Source organism: Bacteroides sp. Marseille-P8574 (assembly GCF_902825465.1).
Classification (GTDB): Bacteria; Bacteroidota; Bacteroidia; order Bacteroidales; family Bacteroidaceae; genus Bacteroides; species Bacteroides uniformis.
Genome location: NZ_CADEBE010000001.1, coordinates 2,561,803 through 2,574,041 on the forward strand (window position 1 = coordinate 2,561,803; position 12,239 = coordinate 2,574,041).

The 12,239-nt window shown below is 46.1% G+C and carries 11 protein-coding genes; 1 reads left to right on the forward strand and 10 read right to left on the reverse strand.

The window, feature by feature from the left end; genetic code table 11:
- Positions 1–5: 5 nt before the first annotated feature.
- The 3 genes from HUX74_RS10935 to HUX74_RS10945 all read right to left on the reverse strand — a co-directional run bounded on the left by HUX74_RS10935 (position 6) and on the right by HUX74_RS10945 (position 5,341).
- Positions 6–1,637, reverse strand: coding sequence for a TonB-dependent receptor (locus HUX74_RS10935; protein ID WP_174646633.1), 1,632 nt, complete (start codon positions 1,635–1,637; stop codon positions 6–8).
- Between the two features lie 15 nt (positions 1,638–1,652).
- Complete coding sequence (locus tag HUX74_RS10940; RefSeq protein WP_174646634.1) at positions 1,653–4,697, reverse strand: tetratricopeptide repeat protein; 3,045 nt, start codon at positions 4,695–4,697, stop codon at positions 1,653–1,655.
- 104 nt (positions 4,698–4,801) lie between these two features.
- Complete coding sequence (locus HUX74_RS10945; RefSeq protein WP_174646635.1) at positions 4,802–5,341, reverse strand: NUDIX domain-containing protein; 540 nt, start codon at positions 5,339–5,341, stop codon at positions 4,802–4,804.
- Between the two features lie 105 nt (positions 5,342–5,446).
- On the opposite strand from HUX74_RS10945, the gene HUX74_RS10950 reads away from it, so the two are divergent.
- Entirely contained in the window at positions 5,447–5,938 is a 492-nt protein-coding gene (locus HUX74_RS10950; protein ID WP_131225589.1) for a 3'-5' exonuclease, read from the forward strand.
- 37 nt (positions 5,939–5,975) lie between these two features.
- Here HUX74_RS10950 and HUX74_RS10955 read toward each other — a convergent pair whose 3' ends face one another.
- From HUX74_RS10955 to HUX74_RS10985, 7 genes are all read right to left on the reverse strand, one after another.
- Positions 5,976–7,553 carry a bifunctional serine/threonine-protein kinase/formylglycine-generating enzyme family protein gene (locus HUX74_RS10955; protein ID WP_174646636.1) on the reverse strand — a complete coding sequence of 526 codons (1,578 nt, stop codon included), beginning with the start codon at positions 7,551–7,553 and terminating at the stop codon, positions 5,976–5,978.
- A 9-nt stretch (positions 7,554–7,562) separates the two neighbouring features.
- Positions 7,563–8,615, reverse strand: a complete 1,053-nt coding sequence (locus HUX74_RS10960; RefSeq protein ID WP_165491365.1) for a PP2C family serine/threonine-protein phosphatase — start codon at positions 8,613–8,615, stop codon at positions 7,563–7,565.
- Between the two features lie 19 nt (positions 8,616–8,634).
- Positions 8,635–9,198 (reverse strand): FHA domain-containing protein, encoded by a 564-nt coding sequence (locus HUX74_RS10965; protein ID WP_117600149.1) that lies wholly within the window; start codon positions 9,196–9,198, stop codon positions 8,635–8,637.
- A gap of 19 nt (positions 9,199–9,217) precedes the next feature.
- Positions 9,218–9,937: a caspase family protein gene (locus HUX74_RS10970; RefSeq protein WP_254592858.1), complete on the reverse strand. Its 720-nt coding sequence runs from the start codon at positions 9,935–9,937 to the stop codon at positions 9,218–9,220.
- 18 nt (positions 9,938–9,955) lie between these two features.
- Positions 9,956–10,864, reverse strand: a complete 909-nt coding sequence (locus tag HUX74_RS10975; RefSeq protein WP_174646638.1) for a hypothetical protein — start codon at positions 10,862–10,864, stop codon at positions 9,956–9,958.
- 34 nt (positions 10,865–10,898) lie between these two features.
- The gene (locus tag HUX74_RS10980; RefSeq protein WP_174646639.1) at positions 10,899–11,384 is read right to left on the reverse strand and encodes a hypothetical protein; all 486 of its coding nucleotides are present in this window, start codon (positions 11,382–11,384) and stop codon (positions 10,899–10,901) included.
- A 141-nt stretch (positions 11,385–11,525) separates the two neighbouring features.
- Complete coding sequence (locus HUX74_RS10985) at positions 11,526–12,230, reverse strand: DUF3298 domain-containing protein (protein WP_119961492.1); 705 nt, start codon at positions 12,228–12,230, stop codon at positions 11,526–11,528.
- Between the last annotated feature and the right edge of the window lie 9 nt (positions 12,231–12,239).

The window sequence follows — 12,239 nt, forward strand, 5'->3', positions numbered from 1 at the left end:
CCCTATTAAAAGAGGAAGCTTACTCCGCCTAAGAAACTGAGACCTTCTGAAGGGTATCCCCAGTAGTACTGGTAATCTTTGTTCAGCAAGTTGTTCACGCGCGCATACACGGAGATACCTTTGAAGAGTTCGTAGCTGCCGTTTAGATAGAGATTGTTGACGGGGTCTGCCTTGTTGCTCTCCACGCCCTGGCGTGAGATGTGCTGATAACCGATGCCGACAAGCAGTGGGGAGATGGGGTGTACCTTGAGATTGAGATTGCCTTCTACGGAAGGTTTGAAGCTTACTACGACATCAGAACCGTCTGAGTCTGTTGTCCAATGGCGATAGACGGCATTGGCGGCGAGATAGAAAACATCCTTGTAGTTGTAGCTCAGGTCGGCTCCGGCGTAGAGGTTCTTGGTATCTTCTGTGAGGTAAACATTGCTTATCCCGTCGGACTTGACAGTCGGAGTGTCAATCAGGTCGTTTTTCAAATCTTGATACCCGCCGTATAGGTTGAACCACAATCCGCTGACCGGGCTTGCCTTGAAGCCGATGGCTGCGTTGAGCTGTTCGTAGGTATTGTCAAGCTGCTGGTTTGTAATGCCATAAGGCGTAATGGTTTCCAGACGGCGGAAATCGTTCTGCAGCCGTCCTCCCTTACCTTGTGCGTAGAGGATGTAGCTGTCCGAGAAGATGTATTGCATTTCTACGTCGGGAGCGGCGCGGAACTTCTTGCCGAAACCGAAAGCCAGGTCGACGTGTGCGCCGAGACGTATTTTCCAGTCGTCATTCTGAAAGAGATAGTATGGATTGAAGTCTACGTCGGTGTGATTCTCGAAACGTCCGTCGCTGTAGAATGTGTTGTCCATGGCAAAAGCCATGCCGATGGTCTGCTCATCGGAGATGGAACCGGTGACATCGGCTTTGGTGCGCACGATATTCTCTTTGATATTGCTCACCATGAGGTCGTGTTGGCGCTGGTAGACCAACAAATTGGTTTCGGCGCGGAATTGGAGAGGCATATCGTCGCTCGTGGAACTTACCCCGAAATGTACATCACCCGAAACGAATTTCTGCTTGTTGCTGACGAAGTCGGGCAGGAAGTTGAAATTGCTTTGGTCGAACTTTCCGGCAATATTCAAATCGACTTTGCTGAAGGCATGTACATAATCCATGGCAGCATGGGTACGGTAGTAGAATGAATTCCACTTTCCGCCATTATCCGGTAAGTCCAGTTTGCCATCCATGCCATCCATTGTGAATGTCAGGTTGAGGCGGTCTTTGGGGGATAAGGAGAAGAGGTAGTTGGCGCGTACATCGAGGTTACCGTAGTTACCGTATCCCAAGCGTACATATCCGGGCAGCGCTTTCGCCTGCGTCTCTTTTCCGGTATAGGCTTGCATGATACCTGCCGGGATATGGGTTGCCGGCATCAGGGTGGCGTCATATTCCACCGCCTTTTTGCTGACGGTAGGAGGTTCCACCTTGGGAAGTACGTTCACTTTGGAGGCGTCCATGATGTCCGGATTATATTCTTGTTCCACGACTACCGTACGGTTCATGGTGGTGTCTTGGGGTTGTGTCTGGGCTTGTGCCCCCAAAGAGAGGGAGACAAGCATAGTTCCTGCGAGGATATATTGTATCTTTTTCATAATGTGCTATATTTCTTACTTCAATTTCTCCAGTCTTTCGTTAATCATGCTTGCTATATCGTCGTCGGCCTGGTAGTTCTGCTGCAGGCTCAATAGGTATTGGCGTGCATCGAGCTTCTTGTCCATGGCTACATATACATCAGACAGAAGGATGAAACTGCGTGCCAGCCAGTAGGCATGCGGTGTACTCTGATCGATGAAATTAAGGATTTCCTTTTCTGCAGAGGCATAATTACCGGCGTTGTACCATTGTAATGCCACCAGATATTTGGCTTCGGCTCCATAAAGGGTACGGGTATCTTTGGCCAGCAGTTGAAGGTCATCCATTGCCTTCTTGTCGGCTTTCTGGTTGAGGTATGCCTTGGCACGGTAGTACAATGCCTCGTTCCGGAGCTCCGGAGATAGCTTGGCTTCGGCAAGCAAGGCTGTGGCGGCGTTGATGATTTCCGCATCATCATGCATCAGTGCTCCACAGCGCAGTACACCGATAGCGCCAAGCTGGCGGCGCTCTGCCGTGGTGGCTTTGGCCTGCAATTTCTTGTAGTCGGCCAATGCCAGGTCATATTGCTGGCGGTTAAACAGAATTTCTCCATGCATCAGCAAAGCTTCTTCAGAATATGGATTATCGGGGTATTCCAGCAGTTTCCCGGCATGTTCCAATACCGCCTCGTCATCTTTCTGCTCTTTGCCTATGACGCAAAGGTAGTAATGTGCATTCAGGCTGAAAGCGCCTCCCGGATAACTTTGCAGATAGCGGGTGAAGCTCTCTCTGGCAGGTGCGGCTTCGCCTTTCATATATACTTTTTCGGCAGCGATGTAAGTCAACGAGTCTTGCTCACTGGGCTCGAAGCGGATTTCTCCCGGCATTTGGGCGGCAAGGGCGGCAAACTCATCCACGCGGTTGGCATCTACGTAGATGGACTTCAAGTCGCGCATGGCAAGGCGGGCTTCCTCGCTTCCAGGATATTGGGTGACTACATGTTTGTAGGCTTCTATGGCACGGTCATAGTCGTCGTTCTGGTAGTAAAGCAGGCCGATTTCGGCGGCGGCTTTACGGCTGACGGGGCTTTCGGGGTATTTGGCAAGCAGCTCGCGGAAGGTGGCGATAGCCTGGCGGCTGTTGTTGCTCTGTACGTAGGAGCGTCCCTTCTCGTAGAGGGCATTGATGGCGTAGGGCGAGTTGGGATATTTGGCTGCAAGTCGGTCCAGCATGCTCACCTTTTCCGTATAGTTTTTCTGCATGCCATATACCAGTGCTAATTGATAGACGGCATAGTCTCCGGCGGGAGTGTTCAGGTTCTCAGCTTTGGCGTAGTATTGCTTGGCTTCCTCGAAACGGCGGACGTGCAGGTTACAGTCACCGATGCGGTTGTAGGCATCTGCCAATGCGGTCGGGTTTTCGCCTTTCTCCAGTTGGACAAAGTTGCGGAAACGGTTCTCTGCCGTCGAATAGTCTTTCTGGTGGAAAGCGATGTAGCCCAGGTTATAGTAGGCAAGGGCAAACATTTCCGTATCCCTCTGCCGGGTGAGTGACAGATATTCGTTGAAATTGCGGGCGGCTTCTCTCATCCGGTTCAGGCGGTAATAAGACTCGCCGAGCCAGTAGAGGGCGTCTGCCTTGGTCTGGAGGTTGTATTGTCCCAGCGTGACGCTTTGGTTGAAGTAACCGATGGCTTGCTCGAACTGTGTGTTGGCAAAAGACTGGGTCCCGAGTTGGAACAGAATCTTCTGCTTGGCTTCCAGAATGGCTTTGCTGGGATGGGAGATGCGGTCGATGGATTTGAGTGCGGCATCGTAGCTGCGTGTATTCATGTACACTTCCACCAGGTAGTTGCTGACTTTCTCGGCATAAGGAGAGCTCGGGAACTCGTTCAGGAATTTCTCAAAGACGGTCACCGATTCGCCGAAAGCGGAATAGGAGGTCTCGTGGATGCATAAGGCGTAGTTATAGGCGGCTTGTTCCTTGACTTTCATATCGGCGTTGGAGGCGGCAGCCTGCTCGAAAGCCATACGCGCTTTGGTCTTGTCTGCCAGTTGCAGATAAGACAGTCCCATGTGCAGGTATGCGTTCTGCGAAAGGGCGTCGTTTTCGGCAGTCACTCTGCCGAGGACGGAGGGGACTTGCGAATACACGCCGCATTGATAATAGGACATTCCCAGCATGTAAAGGGCATCCCTTCTATGAGCGGCAGATTCGGCATTGTGTTCTATATATTGTCCGAAGGACTTTACGGCTTCGTGATACTTCCCGAAATGGTATTCGGCTGTACCGAGGATACGGTTCAGCTCCGCCGTGTGGGTGTAGCTCAGACCGTCGGGATGGGCTGACAGTGCATTCTGCGCCACGATTTCCGCCTTGTCGTACTGCTTCTTCAACAGATAGATTTCGGCGATGTAATAGGGAACCAAGTCCTTGTATTTGGCATTGTCCTGCAAAGGCAGGAAACCGCTGAGCGCTTCGTCATACCGTCCTTGGGTATATCGGATATAAGAGATGTAGTAAGCACAGTCCGCTGCATACTTGCGGCTGGTGCTACGCAGCGTCTCGAACCAGATGGCTGCTTCCTTTACGTTGCCCGTTTTCAAATAGCAGGTGGCAAGGCGGTAGGTCATGTCGTCTCGCTCCTCGGAACCCAGCAGGTCGAGGCGGGCGGAGTTGAACATGGCGAGGGCATCGTCATAATTGCCTTCGAAGAAGTAGGCGGAGGCAATCAGTGCGTAGATGCGGTTGGCATGGGGAGTATCGGGATATTCGTCCAGGAAGGCACGGAGCAGGTCTATGCTTTTGGGGTCTCTGAGTTCGTATGCGGCGCATACCAGCATGTATTCCGCTTCCTGTCGCTCGCCCGTGTCGGGCAGAGGCTTGCCGTCTGCATTCATCTGGCGTACATAGGCTTGCAACGGGGAGATGGCGGCGGCATAGGCCTTTTGTTGGAACAACGTCTGTCCTTCCTGGTAGAGTCGCTTGGGAGAAGTACTCTTCTCGCTTGTTTGTGCTGAGGCGAGTAAAGGTGCGCAACAGAGTGCTGTGCACAATATTCGGGAGATTTTATGTTTCATCTTCTTTTGTTAGAATAGGTATTTTACAAAAATACGGGTTTTAACCCGGAAATGTTACACTTGTTTGGCTTTTTTAGGATATATACCATAATAGGAACGAATAATCATTCGCTTTTGTTCTTTCGCATGTCTTCCAGGAAGATACCCACTCCTTTGCGGATGGAGCCGAGCCCGAACTCTTCCGTACGGATATCTTTCAAGGGGAGGAAGAAGAGGTCTGCCGCGTCGTCCATCGCCTTGAAGTGCAAGGTGTCCTCCACCGTACAACGGAAAAACATATCCAGCGTGTGTACGGGGAAGCCGGAATAGATGTAGATGTTGGGCAGGGAGAAGAGATATTCGGCCTTTGCCACCTTCATGCCGGTTTCTTCTCTTACTTCGCGGGCAACGCCTTCCTCGCCGGTCTCGGTCATGTCGATGAAGCCTCCGGGAAGGTCCAGCGTCCCTTTGGCAGGCTCTTTGGCACGGCGGCAAACCAGCAGTTCGTCGCATTCGTTCAGTATTAAGGCGACGGTGGCGGAAGAGGGGTTGAAGTAGTAGACGAAACCGCAGTCGGCGCATTGCTTTGACTTCCCGTTATGAACTTCGAAATGGGCTGAACCGCATTTCGGACAATATTTGAATTGCGAAAGTGGATGTTCCATGATATTTTAGCCTTTGTCCGGGGACAAAGATAATGGAAACCAGGTGTAGAATGAAAGGAACAGAGTGAATTTTTCGTATCTTTGGCGACTATAAAACCATATCGGATGAAAGATTTTGCTGCCATTGATTTTGAAACGGCCAACGAACAGCGTACCAGTGTTTGTAGTGTAGGAGTGGTTATCGTACGTGATGGAGAGATTGTGGACCATTATTATAACCTCATCCGTCCCGAACCGGAGTATTACACTTATTGGAATACCCGCGTGCATGGTCTGACGTTGGCAGATACCCGGGATGCTCCTATCTTTCCCGTTGTGTGGCAGGAAATAGCTCCTCGCATTGAAGGCTTGCCATTGGTAGCGCACAACAAGGCCTTTGATGAAAGCTGCCTGAAAGCTGTTTTCCGTACTTACTGCATGGATTATCCGGATTATGAGTTTCATTGTACTTTGCAGGCATCACGTCGCGTCCTGAAAGGATTGCCCAACTATCAGTTGCACACAGTGGCAGCTTGTTGTGGCTACCAACTGGAGCAACACCACCATGCATTGGCGGATGCGGAGGCTTGTGCATGGATAGCCAAACAAGTCATATAAAGGAGGAAGTTCATGTGGAATCCCGCTCCGTAGCTGTTTATAAAGCCAATCGTAATCCTATGCTTGCATCATGATACACTTGGCTATTGTTGTTTCTACATGAAACACGGCATCTTCGTGGTGATGATAAATAGCATCCGCCTCGTAGAGTCCGATTTGAGCCATATTCGTAGAAAGAGGAACACCATTCTTGAATGTTTCCGCTCATGTCATACAATCCCAATTCATTCGGTCTTTTTAAAGCCACGGGATGGGTGTGATGTTCGCTGTTCTCATCATACCATGCAACTTCATCAATAGAATTTGAACCGGCGTATTTATACCCTTTGCTTTGATTTCCTCCTCGTGCCGCATACTCCCATTCTTCTTCGGTTGGAAGACGGAACTTGCGTCCGGTAACATTGTTTAGTCTTTGAATAAAATCTATGCAGTCAATCCATGATATATTCTCGATAGGAAGATTCTCCTCTTTGGATTCCGATTGATAGTTTTCCATAATCGCATTCCATAATTTCCGGGTAACAGTGGTTTCTCCCAAGTAGAAGTTCTGTATATCCACTCTTTTGTTGTTTTTTTCGTCACTATAGGCTTCGTGCTCTTGTTCTGAAGTAGCTCCCATCATGAAAGTTCCTGCTTCAACGAAACACATTTTGAATAAAATTCCTTTTACGTCAATTGATAGATATTGGTGGTCTGTCCTTTTTTGTATAACCGTGTTTTCCTTAGAAGAAGATGTACCGTCTTGAGGATGTTCATGAGGCTCCATTGCTATCAGGGACAGAAATTCTGTAATAGATTGTGGCCTTTGTTTGCGTGCTGGAGCCATACACTTTTCTATTGCAGTTGCTATTCTGGGAGCTATATAATCTGGAATTGTTAATCCTTCGTCTACAATGTCAGAAGCTTCGGGCGGTGTTTCTCCTGTCAGTAACTTATACATGGTAGCGCCTAATGAATAAATGTCTGTGCTGGGCATGAACATGCTTGTACCACCTTGTCTATATTGTTCTATGGGGGCATAACCTTTACTGATTCCTGTAGGAGTGGTGCTCGTTTGACTTCCGTCTATATCATATCGTTTGGAAATTCCGAAATCTATTAATACAGCATCTTCCTCACCTCTGAGCAGAATGTTGGAAGGTTTGATGTCTAAGTGTAAAATCTTCTTTTGATGGATATACTGTAATGCTTTAGCTGTTTGGCAGATGTAGTTTAATGCTACCGCGGTGTCTAACTTCCCTTGCTTCTGTATTAACCTGTCCAAAGAGTCTCCGTCAATATATTCCATTACATAATATGCAGTTGCATTTTCCTCAAAAATGTCATGAATGCGGATGATATGCGGATTGTCCATCTGGGCAATGGTTTGAGCTTCTTTTATGAATTTTATTCGGAAACGGTCCACTATATCTCGACTACCTTGTGAGCCCAGAAGAACTTTGGAAGTAGTCTCTTCGCGTTCACAGTATTCTTTCATAAAGAACTCTTTAATGGCGACAGACCGGTTCAGTCCCGTCTGAAGCCCTAAGTAAGTAATGCCAAAACCACCTTGGCCAAGTACTTTTTCTATTTTATATTTGCCTCCTTGCAGAGATGTTTCCGATAGTAGCTGCATATTCTTGGATTATTTTTGTAATATAGTGTTTTCTATTTGGTGATTTGTTTTGGAATGCTCTTTCTCCCCCTTTATAGCTTTCAACAGAACGAAAGAAGCGGCGTAGATAACGATAAAAAGTAATATGGCGAATGCAAGAATCTTGACAATCGGCAGCCTGCGCTTTTGTCTCTTATCCTCTTTAGTTTCAGCGCTCTTTTTCCCCTCTCTTTCGATTGTCCTTGTTCCAGCAGTCATGACACGGTTGTCCGGAACGGATTCTATAGGACTTTCTTCTTTGCCTTTTTCTTCTTTTGTATAATTATCCGGAATTAAGTCTAAAATATGAATAAGAAATGCAGAATGATTATCCCGGTTGTTTTCACTGACCTTGGTCAGGATTTGTATTTTTTCATCATCTGTTGTGTCAGGGTCAGAGAGGATATTCAACAAGTCACTATCGTCAGTTTCCTCTAACATGCCATCCGAGCACATGAAGAAATAGTCACCGGGGCGGATGTCTGTAATATGTTTTATGTCTGCTTTAGGACGTCTTTCCAGGTTGGGTTGCATGGCACGGGTAATGACATTCTTCTGCTTTGAGGTTTTCATCTCTTCAAGGGTGATTTCACCGATGTCATATAGGTCGTTTATCAACGAGTGATCTCTTGTGTGGAAAATGTATCTTTCAGAAGGTCGGATATGATAGATGCGGCTGTCACCGATATGGGCAAGCAGGCATCCGCCACTATGAAATTTCAGAAGAGTCATGGTGGTCCCCATCTTTTTGGCGGCACCATTATCCTTTTGGTCTAATGAATCATAGGCTGCATTGAGCGCCTCGTTAAATTGCTCGTCTGTGAAAGCCCCTTCCGGTGAAGTTTGTGACAAGATGTATTCACTCATCGTTTGGCATACTGTCTGGCTGGCAACCTCACCCGACTCATGACCACCCATTCCATCGCATACGATAAACAGGCGGTCTTCTGCCGTTACTTCACCTGATACGGGGAAGATGGAATCTTCCTGATTGCTCCGTTGTCCCAATTCGTAGATAGTTAAGGGGTTTAAAACATATTTCATATCCAATTTTGTTTTAGGTTTAAATGATTGTATCATCTTCAGAAAGAAGTATGAATTTCAATGTCGTATTCGACATTTTTATGATTTCACCTCCATGCAGTATGATACGGTCGCCATTTTCAATTAATCCAGAATTGATATAAGTGGCATTTTTGTTTTGAGCATTCGAAAAATAGTGTATATAACCACCGGTTTTCAGTTTGCGTACCTCAATAATGGAATGTGAACGGCTCATTGTAAGGTCATCTGTATCAATCTGTACAGTGGCGTTTGATGTTTGTGCCTTTCGTCCGATTGTATTTATCCCTAGGGATAAAGTATACATATGACTTGTGCCAATTTTCTGGAGTTTGCCGATACTCTGATTTTTTGAATGGTCAATGTGGGTTTCATCTCCCATGGTGGTGTCATCATTTTCATTTGGTGGAGTATATTGTTGTTTGGGAACTTTGTAGTCAATGTACTTTGATGCCTTTTTGCATACTGGGCATGGAATACTCTTGGTTTCCAGGCCTGCTATCTTTTTTATAGTCAGAACGGCACCGCAGTTCGGACACTTGATTCTTAATAATTCTGATTCCATTTGTTCTATTCTATTATTGTTACCATATCATTACCGGCATAGAATCGCTGAACTTACCCCACATGACAGGGTGCTGCTTGTCCCTTGACAGCTTTTTTACCCCTTGGCTGACAAATTCGAAAAGCTCTTTAGCTGTGATGATCCGATCACGGTTTACGTCGGCTCCGCCTCGTAGTCCCCGTTGCAGGCATGTTGTGAAGAACCCGTTTTTCATGGAAGGAGACTCTATAGAGACTTCATTTTCACGGGAAGAAAGGAACAGCATTACTTTTAATGAAGAGGGGGATATATTCGATGAGTTTCTACGTGGTTCTCTCATCTTTCCAGAGAAACATGCATCTGCAAATATCATTTTGTTCTTGGCTGCACTTTTTGCCATTGTTTTCTTGATGTCTTGATAAGTAATCATTGCATCATAGCCCACAAATCCACCTTTATATCCATGACCACTAAAAAAAAGGACAATGATGTCTTTGGCTGAGGCTTTATTGAAAATTCGCGTCATACTGCTTAATACATTACTTCGGGTGGCTTGTGCATCGGTTAATAATATTGTTTCTGCTTTCTGATTTTTCTGATATATCCATTGTATGGTCTCTGCATCTTTGGCAGGCAATGTTAAATCATTCTCTGTGCCGGGATAGTCTGCAATGCCTACGGAAACTAAATATATATTCTGTGCCAGGCTTTGCAGGCTAAACAAGCATATGCATATCAGTGAAAATAACATCCGCTTCATTCTCATCTTGTCCGTTGATTAGGCAAATCCGCTGGAGTCAGCATCATTAATATAATCAGGCATATCTGCCAGATAATCATCCGAGGGTATTGCATCCATCTGCTGCTGCAAATCGGCAACTTCCAGTCCTTGGTCTTGTATGTTGTAGACTTCATTTTCGCTGATTACTCCATCTCCATTTACATCGGCTCCCATCAGGTCGAAAGTGCCGTTATGATCCACATCTACCACATAAACTTCTTGTCCGTTTATTTCCAGTTGTCCGATGGTAACCATCGAGCCGTCATCCATGGTTTCATCACTGATTCCTACAATCTGAACTTCATCTTCAACGTGTGCATTTTCATGTTCCACATTGACTATTTCCGGTTCTTCCGTTGCATGATGTTCCGCTACATTATGGCTCTCTTCTGTAGCGTGTTCTGCTGTCTCGTGATTTCCCGAACCACTTGCTCCATAGGAAACGCGGCTTCCGAATTCTGCCCGCTGTTCTGGTGTCATGTCACTCCATTCATTGGCGTAATATGTACCGTATACGCCACCGTGCCATTCAAAGACTCCTCCCGGTCCTACCTCCTGGCGCGCTGCTGCAAAGGCTTCGCTGAAAGACATATCGTCACTGACTGTTGCAACCGGTAACCCTTCTACAGAGATGTGTGAGTCTGGAGAAACGGGAGTAGAGCCATGGCTTGTTGCTGACTGGTTGCCGTGGCTGGGAGCGTCACTGTCATTGGCGGCACTGGAAGAGCTGGTGAAAAAGGTACTGGCGCCACCTAATAAAATTCCAGATATGCCACCTATTGTTACATGTTTCCATGAACTGGCTTTTTTCGCAGGCTGTTCCTTTGAGGTGCTCTGATTGTTGTTCGGCAATGTTTCTTCGTTGTCGTTCTGTTGCTGGTTAAGAATGGTGTCTTCTGAGTTCATAAGGCTGATATTTTTTAGTATTAATAATGTCTTTTCATATAGAAAACAGTTGACTGTCTTCTACAATGGTATCATCACTGTATATAGCATTGTCCAGCAAAGGAATATCCATCGTTTCTCCTGCTACCCAGTCCATGACGTCTTGCATATCTGATTGAAAGATATCTCCTTCGTCTGGATATTCAATGTCTTCGATGACAATTTCATCATTCTCCGTACTGGCCATGTCTATCGCTTCACTTTCAGCCGGAGAAAGAGGGTCTATGGTGTAGGCTATGTCTGCAGTGACGGGATCTGATATTTCTATAGATACAGTTTCTGGTTGTATCATCTCATCAGTGCTGCTTTCCTCTGCAATTTCCAGTGTCTCGTTGTCTTCATTAGAGTCAGTTTCCCATGCTCTTGTTGAATAAGCTGCTGCTGCAAAAGCCGCTCCTCCTATTGCTGCTCCCGCGCTTGCAGCTACTCCAAGATTCTTAGCGTATTCTGATTCTGAGACTTTTAACAGCTTCTTTTCCATAACCAATGTTTTCTTTTATGTTTCAAAGATATTGATTTGAAATGATAACCTATATAAGGATTTGTGTATATTACATGAAATGCGGTGATTCTTGTATGAAATAACCGTATAGGTGGTCATTCTCAAGCTGATGAGGTCGTTTTATTCATCAAAGAATGTTTTTGCTGTAGAAGTGACGTGGTTCTTGACTTTGCTGATGGGTATCACAAAGGAGGGAGCGCCTGCTGCGTAACTGGCAATTTCATAGGGAGCATACGAGAAGAAAACACCATCTTTTGTAATCCATGGGTCTGTTTCGGGCAGAGGGAGGTTGTTGATATTGTATAATTCGTTGTTCAGTTGAAGGTTGTCCATCAGCTCGTCATCGGTCACCACCCCGAAATATTTTTTCAAACCAGCTTTTATGTCGTTTTGTATCGCATAAGGGCGCATAATCATGTCTTTTGAGAATTTTTTTCCATCAATTTTCCCTTTGGCATTAATTTCTTGTGCCAACGATTTTCCAATGATATATTCCATGCTATAGTAGGAAGTGTCATTCTCCTGAAATACGTCAAGCACTCGTATAATATTCTTGTGATTGAGGTCTGAGCTAATCTTAGCCTCTTTTAGAAATTTCTTTTGAAACTTCTCTACAAATTTTTTCTTACTGGTTGTTGGCACTGTTACTGTGCCCGACACATTGTCACGCTCACAATATTCTTTAAAGAAAAACTCCTTTATAGCGACTTTTTTGTCGGTTAGCGTTTGGGTGGCCAAATAGGTGATGCCGAACCCTCCTTGTCCTAAGACTGTTTCTATTTTATATTTTCCTCCTTGCAGAAGAGTTCCGTTTTGTAATTGCATAATCTATAA